12 protein-coding genes are annotated in these 19,993 nt (G+C 39.1%); 7 read left to right on the top strand and 5 right to left on the bottom strand.

Annotated elements, in window-relative coordinates; translation table 11 throughout:
- Positions 1-67: 67 nt before the first annotated feature.
- The 4 genes from fusA to F938_RS16485 all read right to left on the bottom strand — a co-directional run bounded on the left by fusA (position 68) and on the right by F938_RS16485 (position 5,028).
- Positions 68-2,203, bottom strand: a complete 2,136-nt coding sequence (fusA, locus tag F938_RS16470; protein ID WP_005033597.1) for an elongation factor G — start codon at positions 2,201-2,203, stop codon at positions 68-70.
- Positions 2,204-2,390: 187 nt separating this feature from the next.
- The gene (rpsG, locus tag F938_RS16475) at positions 2,391-2,861 is read right to left on the bottom strand and encodes a 30S ribosomal protein S7 (protein ID WP_004655203.1); all 471 of its coding nucleotides are present in this window, start codon (positions 2,859-2,861) and stop codon (positions 2,391-2,393) included.
- A 178-nt stretch (positions 2,862-3,039) separates the two neighbouring features.
- Positions 3,040-3,414, bottom strand: coding sequence for a 30S ribosomal protein S12 (gene rpsL / locus F938_RS16480; RefSeq protein WP_002050319.1), 375 nt, complete (start codon positions 3,412-3,414; stop codon positions 3,040-3,042).
- 147 nt (positions 3,415-3,561) lie between these two features.
- Positions 3,562-5,028 carry an EcsC family protein gene (locus F938_RS16485; RefSeq protein WP_005033599.1) on the bottom strand — a complete coding sequence of 489 codons (1,467 nt, stop codon included), beginning with the start codon at positions 5,026-5,028 and terminating at the stop codon, positions 3,562-3,564.
- A 348-nt stretch (positions 5,029-5,376) separates the two neighbouring features.
- Between F938_RS16485 and F938_RS16490 the strand changes: the two genes are divergently transcribed.
- The 7 genes from F938_RS16490 to F938_RS16520 all read left to right on the top strand — a co-directional run bounded on the left by F938_RS16490 (position 5,377) and on the right by F938_RS16520 (position 18,354).
- On the top strand, positions 5,377-6,468 hold the full coding sequence (locus F938_RS16490) for an ATP-binding protein (RefSeq protein WP_005033601.1): 1,092 nt from the start codon (positions 5,377-5,379) through the stop codon (positions 6,466-6,468).
- Complete coding sequence (locus F938_RS16495) at positions 6,468-9,038, top strand: DUF5682 family protein (RefSeq protein WP_005033603.1); 2,571 nt, start codon at positions 6,468-6,470, stop codon at positions 9,036-9,038. Before F938_RS16490 ends, F938_RS16495 begins: the two co-directional genes overlap by 1 nt.
- Positions 9,035-10,219 (top strand): VWA domain-containing protein, encoded by a 1,185-nt coding sequence (locus tag F938_RS16500; RefSeq protein WP_005033606.1) that lies wholly within the window; start codon positions 9,035-9,037, stop codon positions 10,217-10,219. The genes F938_RS16495 and F938_RS16500 overlap by 4 nt, the downstream gene beginning before the upstream one ends.
- Positions 10,216-12,348, top strand: coding sequence for a hypothetical protein (locus tag F938_RS16505; protein WP_005033608.1), 2,133 nt, complete (start codon positions 10,216-10,218; stop codon positions 12,346-12,348). Before F938_RS16500 ends, F938_RS16505 begins: the two co-directional genes overlap by 4 nt.
- A 114-nt stretch (positions 12,349-12,462) precedes the next feature.
- Positions 12,463-16,302 carry a DUF4132 domain-containing protein gene (locus F938_RS16510; RefSeq protein WP_005033610.1) on the top strand — a complete coding sequence of 1,280 codons (3,840 nt, stop codon included), beginning with the start codon at positions 12,463-12,465 and terminating at the stop codon, positions 16,300-16,302.
- Between the two features lie 284 nt (positions 16,303-16,586).
- Positions 16,587-17,819, top strand: a complete 1,233-nt coding sequence (locus F938_RS16515) for a beta-ketoacyl synthase N-terminal-like domain-containing protein (protein ID WP_005033612.1) — start codon at positions 16,587-16,589, stop codon at positions 17,817-17,819.
- 82 nt (positions 17,820-17,901) lie between these two features.
- Positions 17,902-18,354, top strand: coding sequence for a CopD family protein (locus tag F938_RS16520; protein ID WP_004830008.1), 453 nt, complete (start codon positions 17,902-17,904; stop codon positions 18,352-18,354).
- A 481-nt stretch (positions 18,355-18,835) separates the two neighbouring features.
- Here the strand turns inward: F938_RS16520 and F938_RS16525 are convergent, their stop codons facing one another.
- On the bottom strand, positions 18,836-19,939 hold the full coding sequence (locus F938_RS16525; protein ID WP_005033614.1) for an acyltransferase family protein: 1,104 nt from the start codon (positions 19,937-19,939) through the stop codon (positions 18,836-18,838).
- Positions 19,940-19,993: the final 54 nt, after the last annotated feature.

Consider the following 19,993-nt stretch of genomic DNA (forward strand, 5'->3'; position numbering starts at 1 on the left):
GCAGGGTCACTGCATGAGCACTTGGTTTTTAACTATGAATTAGTTTGGGCTTATAGTAATCGAAAGATTACTCGTCGTCACCTTTTTTACCGCCAGACTGGAATTTAGAAATGATGCCTTCAGCCACGTTACGTGGAGTTTCAGCATATTTAGCAAATTCCATAGAGTATGTCGCACGACCTTGAGACATAGAACGCATTTGAGTCGCGTAACCAAACATCTCAGCAAGTGGAACTTCAGCACGAATTGCTTTAGTACCGCCAGGTAAGTCATCCATACCTTGAACCATACCACGACGACGGTTTAAGTCACCCATGATATCGCCCATGTAGTCTTCTGGAGTTTCTACTTCAACTTTCATGATCGGTTCAAGCAAAATCGGATCTGCTTTCATGAAACCATCACGGAATGCGTAAGAACCTGCCATTTTGAACGATAATTCGTCAGAGTCGACATCGTGGTAAGAACCGTCAAATAATGTCGCTTTGATACCCACAACAGGGTAACCAGCCAAGACACCATTCTTCATACGTTCTTGAATACCTTTGTCAACTGCACCGAAGAATTCTTTAGGTACAACACCACCAACAACTTCTTCAGCAAATTCGTATTCTTTACCAGCTTCAGGATCAAGCGGTTCTAAACGTACGTATACGTGACCGAACTTACCTTTACCACCAGTTTGACGAACGAATTTACCTTCTTGTTCAACAGACTTTTTGATTGTCTCACGGTAAGCAACCATTGGTTTACCAATGTTCGCTTCAACACCGAATTCACGTTTCATACGGTCAACGATGATGTCAAGGTGAAGCTCACCCATACCCGCAATAATTGTTTGACCAGATTCTTCGTCAGTGCGAACACGGAACGATGGATCTTCTTTCGCCAAACGACCTAAAGCAATCGACATTTTTTCTTGGTCAGCTTTAGTTTTTGGCTCAACTGCAAGTGCAATTACTGGCTCAGGGAATTCCATACGCTCAAGTGTGATGACATTTTTCTCATCACAAAGTGTATCACCTGTAGTTACGTCTTTAAGACCTACACACGCAGCGATATCACCCGCACGGATTTCTTCAACGTCTTGACGATCGTTTGCGTGCATTTGCACGATACGACCAATACGTTCACGTTTAGATTTCACTGGGTTATAAACAGAATCACCTTGTTTAAGAACACCAGAGTAAACACGTACGAATGTCAAGTTACCTACGAACTTGTCGTTCATGATTTTGAACGCCAACGCAGAGAATGGAGCTTCGTCAGATGCTTCACGAACAGCTTTAGTTTCAGCTTTATCGTCAAGTACACCTTCAATCGCTTTCACTTCTGTAGGTGATGGCAAGAATTCAATTACAGCATCCAACATACGTTGAACACCTTTGTTTTTGAACGCTGTACCACAAAGCATTGGTTGAATTTGACAAGCTAATGTTTGAACACGTAAACCAGAAACGATGTCTTCTTTATCAAGATCACCATTTTCAAGGTATTTGTCCATTAACTCTTCAGAAGCTTCAGCAGCAGCTTCAACCATGTTTGTACGCCATTCTTCAGCAGTCGCTTGAAGATCAGCTGGAATATCGCCGTATTCGAACTTCATACCTTGAGAAGCTTCGTCCCAAATGATCGCTTTCATTTCGATCAGGTCGATAACACCTTGGAAGTTTTCTTCAGCACCAACTGGAATCACAACTGGTACAGGATGTGCACCAAGACGTGTTTTCATTTGTTCAACAACACGGAAGAAGTTTGCACCTGTACGGTCCATCTTGTTCACGAATGCTAAACGAGGTACTTGGTACTTGTTCGCTTGACGCCATACAGTTTCAGACTGAGGTTGTACACCACCTACAGCACAGTAAACCATACAAGCACCGTCAAGAACACGCATAGAACGTTCAACTTCGATTGTGAAGTCTACGTGTCCCGGTGTATCAATTACGTTGATACGGTGTTCAGGGAACTGTTTACTCATACCTGACCAGAATGTAGTCGTAGCAGCTGAAGTGATTGTAATACCACGTTCTTGCTCTTGTTCCATCCAGTCCATTGTTGCTGCACCATCATGTACTTCACCGATTTTGTGAGATACACCTGTGTAGAACAAAATACGTTCTGTAGTCGTGGTTTTACCAGCATCAATGTGCGCAGAAATACCAATGTTACGATAACGAGAAATTGGGGTTTGACGAGCCATGATTTCTTGCATTCCTAAATTTTGTTGTTTAAAACAGGACGCATCAATGAAGCATTGATGCGTACGGATACTCAATACGTAATGGGCAACTTAAATACCCGCAAATCCCCCACTTTGGTAGAGGGCGATGTTAAATCGAGCTGCAATACGCATGAGTATTCTCCTGATAAGGGACTGTTTTAGCCGCTTAGAAGCGGTAGTGAGAGAAGGCTTTGTTAGCTTCAGCCATACGGTGCACATCTTCACGTTTTTTGATCGCTGCGCCTTTACCTTCAGCTGCATCAAGCAACTCACCAGCAAGACGTAACGCCATAGTTTTTTCAGAACGCTTAGCAGCAGCATCTACTAACCAACGCATAGCCAAGGCAGTACGACGGGATGGGCGTACTTCCATAGGTACTTGATAAGTAGCACCACCAACACGGCGTGCTTTTACTTCGACCATAGGACGAACTTTTTCAAGAGTAGTCTCAAAAAATTCAACTGGGTCAACTTTGTTTTTTTCTTGAACGCGGTCTAAAGCACCGTAAACGATACTTTCAGCAATAGACTTTTTACCATCTTGCATTACGTGGTTCATGAATTTAGCGATTGTTTGGCTACTGAACTTAGGATCCGGAAGGATTTCACGAGCAGCAACTACGCGACGTCTTGGCATTTTAATCTACCTATAAATATGACACTTCAGGTTTATCCAGCATCAGCACAAAGTGTCATGTGCTATTCGCTGGCCTTACTACACGTCGCTTGAATTTCACAAAATTAATGCAGAAATCAGACAAGCGAGACGATAAAGGATTGTGGTTCTATCGGCTTAAGAAGCGAATCTCGAAAGATTATTTCTTAGGACGTTTAGTACCGTATTTTGAACGAGACTGGTTACGATCTTTAACACCAGCACAGTCCAAAGAACCACGAACGGTATGGTAACGTACACCTGGTAAGTCTTTAACACGACCACCACGGATAAGAACAACACTGTGCTCTTGTAGGTTATGACCTTCACCACCGATATAGCTAGAAACTTCAAAACCTGAAGTTAAGCGAACACGGCAAACTTTACGCATTGCTGAGTTAGGTTTTTTAGGTGTAGTTGTATAAACACGTGTACAAACACCACGACGTTGTGGACAAGCCTTCAACGCAGGAACTTTTGATTTTTCAACCAAAGTTGTACGACCCTTACGGATCAACTGATTTGTTGTTGCCATATGGCAATTCTCCCGTTAATAAAAAGCCTCAAAAAATTACCACTTTTTGAGGGCATGCAATTGTAAGCCAAGATGTAAAAATGGTCAATATTCAACGTACTGTCAAATATTGACCATTTCGAACTTTGCAGATAAAACCAAGCAAACTTATTCCGGCTTATTTTCTGATTTTTTATCAGTAGCTTCTGCGTTTTTTCCAGTGCCTTTTACTGCATTTTCAGCATTAACTTTCGGTTTGGCTGGTGTACGTTTTTTTGTTACAGTTTTTGCGGCTGTCGTTGCCTTTACCGCAGAAGTTGAAGTAGCTGTAGCTGGCTTTTTCTGTACATTGCGGCGAGGTTTTGCCGGGATCGATTTTTCATCCAACTGTTCAGACGTGTTTTTTCCAATATGCGTATCAGCTAATTTCTGAATACCCTGCTCAACTTTTTCTACAGGATTTGAAACAACATCTTTCTCATTGGGTTTTTCTTTCACTTCAACTTGAGTAATGGTTTTGTTCTCAATTTGTGTGTCTGTTTTCTCTGGATTACTCTTTTGCGATGAATCCACTAAAAGTAATGGATTGGCATCAGACAGCAACTGAGTAAACTGCTCATAAGCCTCTAAAGTATCGATTGTTTGATCAGGGTGCTGAAGCAAATATTGACGTGCTCCTGAAAAAACGATTTGAGCTTGCGCTGTGGCATCATCCACCAATTTCCAACTATATACAGCGCTGATTCCCATCGTGGCTAAAGGTGTTAAACGCGTCAACAGATTAAACTGTGGAAGATTATTCATCCATGATAATTTAAATGAACCATCTTCATTGGCAATCCATTTTTTTAACAGCTCAGCATCATTTGCTGAACCTAATAATTGCTGGAGTTGATTGACATTATGGGTTTGCAAAACACCCGCAAATGTTCGAATTGCCGCAATTAATGCCTGCTTTTCAGCGACAGTCCCAAGGTCAATCTGTTTAAAAATATATTCTACAACGGTATGGTCTTTAGCCTGTAACTCAAAACCATATGCTCGCCCAGTATGGTAAACACTGCGTAGCGCCAGAGCCAAGGAAGTTGGTACATCAATAATCGCACCAACGCCTCCAACCGCACCTGTCAATGTCCCCTGAATTGCGGCAATAATCTTATTTTGATTCGCTAATGCAGTACTGATCCGTCGTGAACGTTCAGTATCTTGACTAAGTTCTGCTAGATTTTTTGCACCAACCTCTTTTAATACGGACTCAGCAGAGGTCAACTCAGAGACAAAATCATTGAGTTTATCGAAAAGGAAATCTGACAGTTTTTCATTTAAGTCTGGGGAAATAAATGAAGCAACATGATTGATTTTTTTTGAATGTTTTCCCAACAGTTTGCCAGTTACATTGGGTAAATGCTCACGCATCATTTGCTGAGGATTTTCATATTTTTTTCGCTCAAAAGCATTTTTTTCTTGGGCTGTACCTTGAACAACTGAGTCTGCTTGAGGGCTTTGTGTAAGCTTACTGACTGTTCCTGGCGCGACATGCTGAAGCACATTTAAACCCGTTTCACTGAGTTTTTTTGCTACACCAAAAGCATTTGAAATAAGTCCGCTTGAATGTTTTTTATTGGAATTTACCATCTGCATCCTCTGTAACTATGTTTATATTACTAATACTAAGACATATACCCTGAGTCTGCTGACAAATCATCTACGATGGAATCAGCAACACCCCCTGTACATTAATGTACCGAATCATTCACCAATACAATTACTATTTCATAAAATTTCAGTACAGATCAGTATACGATACAATTATAAACAATCTGAACGCTACTCGATGGCGATAAATCAATATATTTTCTTATAAACAATAAGATTAACAAATAGATGTCACAATTTGTCGCGAACAACAATTGAACGGGTGGTGATCTTGGCTTTTGCCAGTTATGATAGTTTTATTCCTTCAAATATATTTACTCAATGATTATGAAACAGAATTTACAGAGTCAAATTAAATACAGTTCAGAACAAAAATATCAAGCAGAACTTGAGCGTTTAAAAGAACAGGATCAACACAGAAAACCAGCAGGTTGGCAACTTTCAGCGTATGCGGTTCGTTCATTTATTTTAGGTGATCACAAACTTGATATTCAAAAAAAGTTTTATGGCGATGATGCACTTGTTGACCGTGCCTTAGTCACATTGATGGGAAATCAAGGGCTGATGCTGGTAGGTGAACCGGGGACGGCTAAATCCATGCTTTCAGAACTGTTCAGTGCAGCCATCTCTGGAAACTCTCATCTCACTATACAAGGAACTGCGGGTACAACCGAAGACCACATTAAATACTCATGGAACTATGCCCTGCTATTGTCAGAAGGTCCTACTGAAAAATCACTGATTCCATCCCCCTTATTTCACGCCATGAAAAATGGTCAAATTGCACGGTTTGAAGAAATCACCCGTTGCCCACCAGAAATTCAAGATGTTTTGGTGTCATTACTTTCAGAAAAACAAATGATGATTCCAGAAATGGGACAAGATTTTAACTTAGCTGCAACTCAGGGTTTTAATATCATTGCCACAGCCAACTTACGTGATCGTGGTGTACATGAGATGTCAGCTGCATTAAAACGCCGCTTTAATTTTGAAACCGTCAAAGCGATTCGTGACCGAAAGTTTGAAATTGAGCTGGTTGGATTGCAGCTGAAACAGCAGCTTGCAGAACTTTATCAAGAAATTCAAATACGCCCACAAATCATTGAGCTATTAGTCACTATTTTCAATGAATTAAGAACAGGGCAAAGTCTACAAGGTGCAAGCTTAAAAACACCTGATGCGGTCATGTCTACAGCCGAAGCTGTAAATATCGCCCATGCCGCAGGACTTCAAGCCATCTATCTGAGTGACGGTATTTTAAAAGCAGAGCATATTGCACAACAGTTGGTTGGGGTTGTCTTTAAAGATAATCCAGATGATGCCAAACGCTTGCGTTATTATCTGGACACAGTAGTAAAAGAACGGGCACGTAAAGATGCCGATTGGAAAAGTTTTTATGAAGCCAGTCGAGAGTTTTAATGATGCAACTACTGGACCCAATCACAGTCATTGATGAAATGCCCGCTCGATTAAAACAAGCATTTCACCTTAAACAACAATTGGCACAGCAAAATGTATTCTTTGCACCTATTCGCCATCATAGTCCAGCCTGTGCTTTTGCTTTAAAACAATACATCAATGAAATCAAACCCACACATATATTGATTGAAGCGCCAACCAGTTTTGAGTTCTTGATTCAAAGCTTACAAGACCAAGCCACCGAGCCTCCGATTGCGATCTTCGCGCAAGCACAATCTCATCACAACGGTTCCCCGTCTCGCGCACAACAGGATGAACAACATCAAGCCAATCAATCTCAACCTGAGTTTTTTTCTGCCTATTTCCCCTTTTGTGAATATTCACCAGAATGGGTGGCGATTCAAGCGGCAAAACAGCAGCATGCAGAAGTTAAGTTTATTGACTTGGATTGGACTCAGCAAAGCATTTTAAAAAGTCAGCAAAAGGATGCTGACTGGCAACAAAAAAGTTTGATGTCTGAACGATATTTTGCACATAGCCAATATATTCAAAAACTTGCTGAAAGCATGCATTGTCGAAATCATGACGAACTATGGGATCATTTATTTGAACTACAAAACGCCAGTCAACTACAACAGGCGCAACGTTTTTTTGATGATGTGTTTGTGTGGTGCTCATTGGCGCGTTTGGATTATGAACGAGAGGTACTTTTACGAGAAGCCTCTTTACACCGTGAAGACGTGATGTGGAATTGTATCCAAAAGGTGATGAATCCCGAACACAAAGTTTTAGTGGTGACAGGCGGGTTCCATAGTATTGCCTTAATTGAAAATTTGAGTGATACCGCTCAGGCTGAACGCTTTATTGTTCAAGACTCAACTCAAAAGTGGCAAGAACAAGCATGGCTGATTCGTTATAGTTTTGATCGTCTTGATGCTCTGAATGGTTATGCTTCTGGAATGCCATCACCAGCCTACTATCAATACCACTGGCAAAACTTAAATACTCAGAACACCCCAACACCAGCAGATCAACAACAAGTTTTTTTTCAGTATTTAAATGAATTGTGCCATTTTTTAAATCAACAAAATGCGCTTGATATCACCCCATATATTGCACTTAAAAATACTGCGGAAATCGCATGGCAATTGGCGGTACTGCGCGGACACAATCAACCTAGCCGTTATGATCTACTCGATGCATTACAATCTGCACTGATCAAAGGTGAAATGGATGATGGGCAACAACACTTATTTACCCATATCTTTCAATTTTTAAGTGGACAACGACTTGGTAAAGTTGCACAGAATCAACATAGTCCAGCCTTACTTCAAAATACCTATCAACAAATTAAGACTTACCGTTTTAATCTCAATGACACTATTTTACGTCATCGAAAACTCGATATTTATCGTAAACCATTGCATCAAGAAATCAGTCAATACTTACATTTATTGGAATTTATCGGCTGTCATTTTGCACAACGTATTTCAGGACCTGATTTTGTGCAAGGGGCAAGCTTGGACCTTCTATTCGAGGAATGGCGTTATGCATGGACCCCTAGTGTTGAGGCACGCTTAATTGAACTAGCTGAAATGGGCAATCAGCTTGAACAGATTGCTTTGATTAAAATGTGCAAGTTGCAGCAAGAAAATGAAAAACAGGGTATGGGGCAATCTGCATTTGAAACTGCTAAGTTATTGGCTCTCGCCTGCCGTTTGAGATTGAAACAGCATTTAAAACTGTTGAATCAGCAACTCGATGGATATCTTGAAAGCGATCAAAACTTGGCTTCAGTAATTGGCGCAGCACAACAACTCTACTATTTATGGCATGGTAGCAAACTACTCAAGCTTCCAGAACAAATGCTATTAAAAAGTTTAAGCTTTGCAGTCTATCAAGCCTGTTTTTTACTTGATCAACTTTATGATACCCATGAAGAAAAAGTTGAACAAAATCTGAAAAACCTAAAAAGTTTACATGAACTGATTTTAAACATCCAACAACAGAAGATGCCGCTTGAACATCATGTATTTAAAACGCAAGACTTCGATTTATTGAGTTTGATGTATGAACAGATTGATCTAACAAAACTGGATGAGTTCCATCTCAATGCATTGAAAGGTGCACTGCATACTTTACAGTTTTTAGATCATCAAATCGAGCAACAGCAGCTTCAACAATACTTACAACTGGCGTTTGCCGCAGGCAGTTCTCCTGAAGATTCGGTGCAGTATTTACATGGCATGTTTTTTATTGCACCAGAAATCTTTGTACAATCAAAAGTAGCAATTGATGCATTACATCAATTGGTCAGCCATTGGACTGAAGATACCTTTATTCAGATTTTGCCTGATTTACGTTATATCTTTAGTCAACTCACGCCTAAACAAAGTACACAAGTGTCTAAACTTATCGCCCAAATCACAGGGCTTGGAAATGACACCATTCTGGATCAGGTATTGAGTCATATCAGTGAGCAAGATGTATTACAAGGCGTTCAACTGAATCAGCAACTTTATAAAATATTTGCATATGACCATTTAGAACACTGGGGAGCAAACTCATGAGCCAATTGCCTCCTGAACAAAATCAACATGACAACTCAGACAGCCATGTTTCGCTTGATGCAATGGATCAAGCACGTCGCTGGCGTCTGATGTTGGGTCGTTACGCGGATCAAAATTTATCTGCTGCTACGCTCTCTGGCGAGCAATTGAAGCTTGAACGCAATCTCGATTATCTCTATCAAAATGAATATAAACATCGTGGAATCCAACAAGGTAAAAATCGTCATGGTGGTTTAGAAGCATCCCAATTAAATGCAATTAATTGGCTGAATCAAAGTCGCAAACTTTTCCCAAAATCGACTTTTGAACGCATGCAAAAACAAGCGATTGAACGATATGAATTAACCGAGTTATTTAAAAATCCTGAACATGTTCGACAACTTGAACCCAATCCAGCTGTAGCCAAAGCCTTACTGAGTATGCGTGGTCGTTTAAACAATGAGATGAAAGCGGCTATTCGAGAGCTGATTCAAAAGGTGGTTGAGGAATTACTACAAAAAATTCGTACACAATTTTTACAAGCCTTTCAGGGGCGTCGTAATCGTTTTAAACGTTCGCAGCTAAAACAGGCACAGAATTTTGACTGGAAACGTACCATTCAGTCCAATCTGAAAAACTACCAGCCTGACTTACAAAAACTGATTATTCAAACGCCTTATTTTAATGCCCGTGTCCAAAAGCATTTGCCTTGGGAAATTGTCCTCTGCGTGGATCAAAGTGGTTCAATGATGGACTCGATCATGTATGCTGCGATTTGTGCCAGTATTTTAGCTGCACTGCCTGCAGTAAACATCAGTCTGGTACTGTTTGATACTCAAATTGTTGATCTCAGTCATTTGGCGCATGACCCTGTTGAAGTTCTACTCACCATGCAACTTGGAGGAGGAACAAATATTGGGCAGGCTTTACAATATTGTCAAAAGAAAATCAAACAGCCTCATCGCAGTATTTTAGTTTTGATCAGCGATTTTGAAGAAGGAGCATCTGTTCAACAGATGCTCAATACCACCAGTCAACTCAACCAACAAGGTTGTAAATTACTTGGACTTGCAGCACTCGATCAAGCTGCCAATCCCGTTTATGACAGTAATATGGCACAAAAACTCCAAGAACGTGGCATGCAAATCGCCGCAATGACACCTGAACATTTAGCGACTTGGTTTGCAGAGGTAATGCAATGAGTTGGCAGATATATACCCTATACGATGAAGATAGCCTCATTATGCACAGTAATGCAGGCTTATTAAGACGTGCACGAAAAGCGCTCAATGACGTTGAATTACTTCAACACAGTGATGAACAACTACTTTTTAAAGTTGAAGAATGTGAGGTTCTATTACCGATAAAAGGAATCACTCAGGCGCAATGTAATTGCCCTGCTCAAGGTTGTTGCAAACATATTTTAACCAGTATTTTATGGGTTCAAGAAAACGTCGCTCAATTTTCAACAAATCAGCTTGTATTGGAAAATACGACTGAAAGTACAACTCTGCAACAAAGCTCCAATACATCCGTTACCTCTGAGCACGCCACAGCATCTGCAAAAGAACAACTCTTGGACTTTGATCCAAGCAAAATTCAAAAGCAGGCAGGTAAAGCCAATATTCGTTTAGCTTATGAATTTATTCAAAATTGGTTAGCACAACCCGAACAATGTCAGATTGACATTCAAACCAATAAAATTTCTTTTCAAACAGATTTAAGCCCTGATCCTGTTCTACTCTACCCTGCAACTGGATTTGAAGGCATCTTGTCAGAAATCAATCACAAACAAAAAATTGCGGGGCATTTAGCATGCGTCGCTTATTTCTTTTTGCAATATGCACCAGAAAAATGGCAATGGTCGATTGAGTTAAACGAACAACAAAACAATCCAAACCAACAACTTGCTTTGGATGATCGTGAGTTCATCGAAGAACTTAAAACAATTTGTCAGAACTTTATTCAACACGGTTTATCTCATCTTGCCAAAGAAAGCGTTATGTCACTGCATATTTTAAATATGCAGGCACGCGCCCAAAACCTTCCTCGCCTAGGCAGTTTATTACGTACACTACATGGCACTATGCGGCAATTTTTAGAGGACGATATACAGGTTGATGAACAACAGATTTATAATCAATTGGCACATCTATATGCTTATTTGACTGCACTTTCAGAAATTGAGTCTTTAAACCCAGAGTTTCAAACAGAAGCTTTAGCCAAGCTTCGCGGTGTGATACAACGTGATTATCAAAATGAAACGATTGCTCATTTGATTCCACTGGGTTGTGAATGGTGGAGTACCGACAGCGGTGCGCATGGTTTAACGGTGTGTTTTTGGGATGTTTCTGAACAACAAATCAAAGAAGTCACTCAAGCTAGAGCCAATCATTTAGACCGCACTTTTGATATGCATAGTGCAGCTAACACAGGAATTTGGGGAAGCTCTTTAAACTTTTTACTTCAACACCAACTTGAACTGACCCATGCAAAATCAAGTTCAGATACTCAGCTCAGTGCAAGCACAGATACCCGTTTTTTACAGAAAGGTTCATTCAATGAGTTGAACATTTCTGACTTAGACCAGATGAATATCGGCGTATCTGAATGGCAAACTTTACAAAAGATGTTTGTCCCACATTCAAGTCTAGAACAACTCAAATCACGTTATGTTCTGTTGCGCCATCGCAGTATCAATGCACCTGAACTTAACGAGCTTGAACAATATTTTGAATATCGCGTGACAGACCAACAAGACATTGCGTTGAAATTAGTGATTCCAATCGAAGCAGAATATCTTGTTCGAATTAAGCATCTTACCCATCTTATCCAAAATGAAAAAATCCTTGCAACCTTGGTGCGTGTTAAAACAACACAACAACAGTTGCAATTCATTCCATGTAGTGTGATTTGGCAATCCTCCAAAGGATTAAAAATTTTTAGTCTTGACTATGACCATCCAATACAAAAGAAAAGTAGTTTGGCTGAACTCATCACAGGACGAATTGAAAAGCTTCTGGAACAGAAAAAACAATGGCAAAAGCAACAACATCTGTCTGCTTTAGAGGTGTTGGTTTTAGAAACACAAACATTGCTTGAGTTTTATGCCAATACAGGTCGTTCTCAATTTGATCGTGATGATCAAGATAAACTCAATGAGCTTGCCCAACAATTTGCAGACTTAGGTTTAAGTTTTATTCGCAACACATTACAAATGGGTTCTACTCAAGACGCTCTTGCAACGCAACTTTTAAAATGGCGACATGTTTTATTACAACTACAACGTTTAAATCAAAGAATCGTTTTAGAAGGACAAGTTACGTCGTGATAAATTAGTCCTGGTATTTAAATTGATGATATTTTTCTATAATTTTGCTGAACAACCTAGCGAAGTATTAAAGACTATAGAAAAGCAACACGCAGTTGCTCAAAAGGAATGTATATGTTAAATCAACTTTTTTCAAAAATAGAGTCTATGTTTTCGAAGCCTGAAGATAAAAGCATTCAAGCACAACAGGCAAACTCATCCCCAGCTGAAGATATTGACAAATATAATGAGAACCTCAAAAGTAAAGTAGAAAAGCTTTATCATATTTTTAGCCCTTTGGCTGTCATTGAAGAACAACTTGATCAGCATGTAGTTTTATTTATTTTGGAAGGTGAAAACCCAGAAATTCTCATCAAACTACAACAGTACACCGATGAAAAAGCGTTACTTTTATTGGGCAAGCCTGGCACTTATAGCTGGTATTGGCCTCAAAATAGTCAAGCACTAGATAAAAAACAAAACAAGCTTGCTGATGCAGCATTAAAACTACGCCGTCGTTATTATGGCGAGATTTTTGATGAATTAAACGCTGATCAAATTACCCGTTTTGCCAAAGTGCTCGAAGCCGCCACCAAGCAAAAAAATTTCACCAATATTTATGAAAAGGTACCTTCTTGGTTTATCTACCTCACCGTAGATGCATTTATCACTGCTTTTGACAGCCAGCATTTTAGTGAAACTGATCCAAATAAATTATTAAAGCAAAATTGGACACAACAAAAACTGGTCGATTTACTTGAAAATGAACAGCAAGGTTTAGGGCAAGAGCTGTTAGCTTATTTATTTGAACGTCAAAATATAGACAGTTACCATGCCAATAAATTAGAAAAATTATTGCTCTTAAAAGACACCAAAGAATTTATTATTGAACGCCTAGAACAATTAAAAAACATTATTCCCAATCTAAGCATTATCGGACAGGAAAACTTTTTAGATTATATTGTTAAACAACCTTCTCTAATCAAACAGGTACCTGACTTAATTGTAAAACTCGCGATAGGTAAGTCTAAAACGATCCGTACCAAGGCAACCAGTTTGCTGAGCAATCTCAATGCTGAAGATAGTCAAAAATATTTACAGCACAGTTTACTGGAAGGTTCTAGCCAAGAACGTGGCTTTTCAGCAGATTTATTGGCGCGTTTAGGTGCAGACAATCTTGCTGTTTTAGAACAAGCTTTTGAGCAAGAAAAGCAAAAGTCCGTACAACAAATCCTACAAATGGCAATTCAACGCTTAAGATCCGTTGACAGTGCACAACTTCAAGAAAATATTGAAACCCCTGAATTTAAGCCCTTTATCGAACAAAAAATTCCACAGAGTTTTTCAGAGGTTATTTTAGAAAATTATCAGCAAATTTTAGCAAAAGCTGAACAAAATGCGCTTGATGAGATTGAAGAAAATAAAACTGCCAACTACAAGCGCAACTGGGCACAAGACCATTTAAAACAATTGAAGAAGATCAGTCGAGAGAGTTTATTGGCACTTGTGGATCAATTAAATGGTGATGCACCATTTAAAAATTTTCACAATGTTGAAAATATTATTACCTATAAAAACAAATATAAAAAATATCCTGAGTTTTCGATAATCCACGCTGCTCGAATTGTTTCTACACGAAATCGAGACTGGATCTATTGGCCAAACTTATTTGAAATGCTACGTCCAGAGGAATATGCTCAATATGAGTTGCGTCACATTGTCCAAGCTTTAGAGGCAGCTAAATTTTTCAGTCCTCAACGTAAAGTTGCTAAAGGTATTTTATCGTCATCATCTTATTATGAAAGTTTGCAGGATTATATTTACGACGCAGATAAAATTTGGCCATTCTTTGCTGAGAATCAACAATACTTAACAGAAGCTTTAGGGCTTTCCCCATCACTCGAAAAAAATGAATATCAAAGCTTTACCCCATCTGATGCAATTTTTGTGTTGAAATGCTTCCCGTCATTGCCAACTCAATTTATTCCACGTTTATTGGAATTTGCCTTAGGTGAAAACAAACGACTACGTTATGAAGCTCAAGAAACCTTGCAACACCTTCCTGATATCCATCAGCGTGCGATTGAAGCGCTAGACTCAGGTAAACAAGAGATTCGAATCACAGCAATTGAATGGCTCGCACGATTACAAAATCAAGATGCAGTCAAGCCACTAAACGCTTTATTGAAAAAAGAGAAAAAAGAAATTGTACGTGCTGCACTATTAACCGCTCTAGAAAAATTAGGGCAAGATATTAGCGCCTATCTCAAACCAGAAGTATTACTCAAAGAAGCAGAAGACGGACTCAAAGGAAAACTATCGGCAAGTTTTACTTGGTTTGATTTTGAAACACTGCCAAAAGTGAAATGGAAAAATGGCAAAGCTGTCGATCCTAAGATCATCAAATGGTGGGTGATTTTGGCTGAAAAACTGAAAGAACCAAAAGCCAATGAATTATTACAGCGGTACATGGGCTTAGTTGATGAAAAAGACCAAGTTCAACTGGCAAACCATTTATTACACAGTTTTATTCATCAAGATACTTTGCAAACACCACTTGATGAAGCAACACAATACGCAACCAAAGAAGCGCCTAGTCGCTTAAGCTCTTATCGCGATGCCTATAAACGCTACGGTGAGAAATATCCTGAGTATTATGCCAAATACGCGACCATCACTTTAGAAGAGGTGATTGAAGAAATTAAGCGTGAACGTTTAGGGCTCTATCTTGGTTCTGCAATCAAGAGTAAAGGTATGCTTTCACTCACCGCTAATGCACAAGGAAGTTTTGCAGTCAAACAACTCCAAAACTATATGAAACAGCACTACCCGCGTCGCTCGCAAATTGAAGCAATGATCAGTGCATTGTCCATCAGCAATGATCCTTTGATTATCCAGCTATTGCTTGCACTTTCTCGCCGTTATCGTACTGCTTCAGTACAATCCCTTGCGAATGCTTTAGTCGCCGAGATCGCAGAACGCAATCAATGGACCAGCGATGAACTTGCTGATCGCACCATTCCAACTGCCGGCTTAGACGAAAATGGTGTATTACAACTACAATATGGCTCACGTAACTTTACTGCCATTGTGGATGATAAAGACAAATTCATTTTAAAGAATGAAGAAGGAAAAGAAGTTAAAGCCTTGCCTGCTGCACGGCAAAATGATGATGAAAGCTTAATCAAAGAGGCTAAATCACTATTCAGCACCAGTAAAAAAGAATTTAAACAAGTGGTTGATATGCAAACAGGTCGTTTGTATGAGGCGATGTGCAGTGAACGTCAGTGGAATGTTGCTGAATGGCAAGAATACATCTTTGAACATCCAATTATGCGTCGCTTGATTCAACGTCTGACTTGGCTTGAAATTAAAAGCAACGGTGATAAAGTCAGTTTTAGACCGAGTGATGACGGTGCACTGTTGAATTTGGACGATGATGAAATTGAACTCAGTCCTGACAGTAAGATTCAAATTTCACATGCGGTTTTAGTTGGTAAAGAAGAAGCCCAAGCTTGGATTGCACACTTCAAAGACTATAAAGTGAAGTTTTTATTTGAACAAATGACTCATCATTTACCTCAATTTGAAGATGATAATGTCACAGAGATCAGTGATCATAAAGGTTGGCTAACCGATACATTTACCTTGCGTGGTGTAGTGACCAAGTTGGGATATCAGCGTGCCAGCATTGAAGATGGTGGCTCATTTGACCGATATACCAAGCCTTATAAACAACTGGGAATCGATGTCGAAATTACATTCAGTGGCAGTTATGTTCCTGAAGAGAACATTCCAGCAGTGCTATATGAATTGGCATTTAGTAAAAAAGCCAGCCGCTCTTGGAACAATAATGAACTCCCAATCAAAGAGATCCCACCTATTTTACTGGCAGAAAGCTACGCGGATTATTTAAAAGTCGCTGCAGCAACATCTGGTTTTGATCCAGAGTGGGAAAAGAAAACTCCGTGGTAAGCCATATTTCTTTAAAGTTGATTTAAGAAACCACCAATCAAAACCATCTATAATGACTTGTTGTTATGGATGGTTTTGCCTAATTGATGTAAATTCTCATGATTCATTAAAATGCTAAACCACGCCATAAAATCTTGGGTTTTCAATCAATTAAACAACATTTAATCCTTGAAGTTAATCGTGTAAATGATGCCTGAGAATCAGTATCTTTCGCCATTGAACTGAAAAACTAAACGCGTTTAAATGTGACCATTCATTCTGTATTCTAAAATAAAGGACTTTGCATGAACCGTCGTGTTGTGATCACTGGTATGGGTATTAACTCATGTATCGGTAATACATTGGAAGCTGTTAAGCATTCTTTGGAAAATGGTATTTCAGGAACACGTCATAATTCAACCTACGAAGAACTTAATTTTAAAAGTCATGTCAGTGCTGCGGCTGAACAAGATTTTGATGCTATTGACCGTAAGCTGAAACGCTTTATGGGTGTTTGTGCCATGTATGCGTATAATTCAGCGCTTGCAGCTGTTGAACATGCAGGTTTAACTCCTGAACAAATCGGTGGTAATCCTCGTTATGGTATTGCAGGAGGCTCAGGTGGTAACTCAACTGCTTCTGTCGCAGAAATGGTTAAGCTTTTAGAAGAAAAAGGTGCACGTAAAATCGGACCTTTCTTTGTACCGCGCAATATGTCAAACACAATCACCGCCAATGTCGGTGTTGCATTCAAACTACAAGGTGTTGCACATTCCATTACCAGCGCTTGTGCAACTTCTGCTGATGCCATTGGTTATGCTTACAACCTGATCCAATTGGGTAAACAAGATTTAATGCTTGCTGGTGGTGGTGAAGAAGATCACTGGTCACAAAGTTTATTGTTTGATGCAATGGGCGCACTTTGTTCTAAATACAATGAAACGCCTGAAACAGCCTCTCGTCCATACTCAGCTGACCGTGATGGTTTTGTTATCGCTGGCGGTGGTGGTTTCGTTGTACTTGAATCACTTGAACATGCCCAAGCTCGTGGTGCAAATATCCTTGCTGAAGTTGTTGCTTATGCGGCGAACTCTGACGGCGCGGATATGGTTGCACCATCAGGTGAAGGTGCAACACGTTGTATCCTTATGGCACTTGAAGAAGCTAAACAACATGGTGTAGACAAGATTGACTATGTCAATACTCATGGTACTTCCACTCCTGCTGGTGATGTAACAGAATTATTGGCTATGGGACGTGCGTTCGGTGAAGGCAATGTACCTCCACTCAGCTCAACCAAATCTATGACAGGTCATAGCTTAGGTGCTGCTGGTGTTCAAGAAGCAATTTACTCTGTATTGATGATGCAAAACGATTTTATCGCACCAAACATCAATGTGACTGAACTTGATGAAGGTGCAAAAGGTTATGACATCGTACTTGAAAAACGTGACGCAAAATTGAATACTGTGATGAGTAACAGTTTCGGTTTTGGCGGTGTAAATGCTTGTCTCATTTTCAAAAAATGGGAAGGCTAATTTAAGCAATTCTGATCATTCATGGTTTATCTATACTGTGAATGATCAAGTTTTCGCACACTGCCCTTAAAAGGGTAAATTGATGGATGCTCCTTCTGAAGCTTTCCTTTGGGTTAAAGCTTTACATATCATAGCAGTCGTGTGCTGGTTTGCTGCATTGTTCTACCTTCCCCGCTTATACGTTTACCATGCAATGAGTGAGGATACGGTCAGTCATCAACGTTTCGAAATTATGGAACGTAAGTTGTATCGTGGCATCATGTGGCCATCAATGATTGCAACACTAATTACTGCGCATTTTTTAGTGGATTGGGGTGATGCCACACGCCACTACCATGAAGCATTATGGTTTTATCTCAAAGTTGGCTTGGTTGGTCTGTTGGTGATTTACCACTTTGTTTGTGGTTATTACCGTAAAAAACTGATTGGCAATGCCCATTATAAATCACACAAGTTTTGGCGTTTTTTTAATGAGATGCCGACATTAATTTTATTTGCTGTGATTATTTTGGTGGTGGTTAAACCTACGTTTTAACTAAAAAATTCAAGCCTCATGCTATAAAAGCACACTCAAAGTTAGACATTTCGTCCAATTTAAAGTGTGCTTTCTATTTGAATAAGTTTATGCTGAGTGAAATCAGTATCTTTAAACTAAATATTCAATCAATAATTTCTTAAAATTTCATTGTCAACATCATTGATAAAAATAGTTTTTTTGGAATTTCAACGATCTCATGAGTATTTTTTCTTCAAAAATACTTTGTGCATATTTGTCCAGCCATAAACAAAAATATCTTTTTTGGCAATATCGATAGAATCATCCATTTTGAGTAAGTTCGTTAGCATCAATTCAAAGTCAGAAAAATATCGAATGAATTTATTTTAGAGTTTAATGCTTGTAAATGAATGAATGTACAATCGGCAATACAAAATGCCACAATCAAGCCAGATTAAATCAATTCCTTCATACTCCTTACTTTGTTTAATTTTCATGAGTATGCATCTAACTTTAAATTCTACTTAATCAACCAACGTCTAATTTTCAAATTCAAAGGTGCTGAATAATACTTTTCGATTGCCCAACTCAATATAAAAACACCTATAAAATAAATGGGCAATAGCATCAATTTTTCGGCGGGTAGAGTTTCTTTGGGAAGATAAAAAACTTTAAACATACCTAGAATAATCAGATGAAATAAATACATCTCATAACTACGCTGCCCTACCCACTCCATAGCTTTGGAGAGCATAGAGGATGATTCAGCTTGCGGATGTTGAGCAAAACAGAAAATTAAAATCGCAGACAATAGCGCAAAAATAGACACTCCCCATGTACTGACATCTTTAATTGGGGCATAAAAGTACAACATAATCATCAAAATACAAACCACAGGCACGATGATTTTTGGAATATCAAGCTTTGTCCCCACCTTTTGAGCAATTAATGCGGTCAAACACCCCATTGCAATGCCATCGAAACTCGAAAAATAGTGATATAAATATGCCCCACTTTCTTCAGCAAAATGTAAAGAACGAAAGTAAGGTGCATAACAAATAACCACCAACAACAATGCAATAAAACCTTTCCCTCGCCCTAAAGCCAAACAGAGTATTGGAAAGGCTAAATAAAACACCTCTTCAACCGACAATGACCATAAGACACCAAGTGCATAATTCACCCAACCATTCTCAATGATCAATATATTCATCCAAAAGGTAAAAGCAGAAAATACAGTGAGCCCATAAGAGACTTCAATGTCATTGGGTGCTTGATTCATAAATGGTTTAAGTCCCATCGCACCAAATATCGTGACCAAAGCAACAAGCAGGACTAAACAAGGTATAATTCGTGCAATACGGCGAACATAAAAGTCTTTTACTCTGATATGTCCTAACGATCCACTTCTTTGTAAAGTGTGCTGGGTAATCAGAAAGCCTGAAATGACGAAAAACATCGTCACCCCATAGTTGCCATTACGCGCAATCAAATTATTAAGACTTTCTCCAAAAATTTGTACACCTAAAAATGTGTCGTGTAATTTATAAGGAATATTAAAATGATGAATCAGCACCAATAAAATTGAAATGCCTCGTAATAAATCAATCTTGTTATTGCGCATAGATATTTTTGTTTACCTAAAGTGGTGCTATTAAACGTGTTTTTTATTTTTATT

It is taken from the genome of Acinetobacter bereziniae LMG 1003 = CIP 70.12, assembly GCF_000368925.1.
Classification (GTDB): domain Bacteria; phylum Pseudomonadota; class Gammaproteobacteria; order Pseudomonadales; family Moraxellaceae; genus Acinetobacter; species Acinetobacter bereziniae.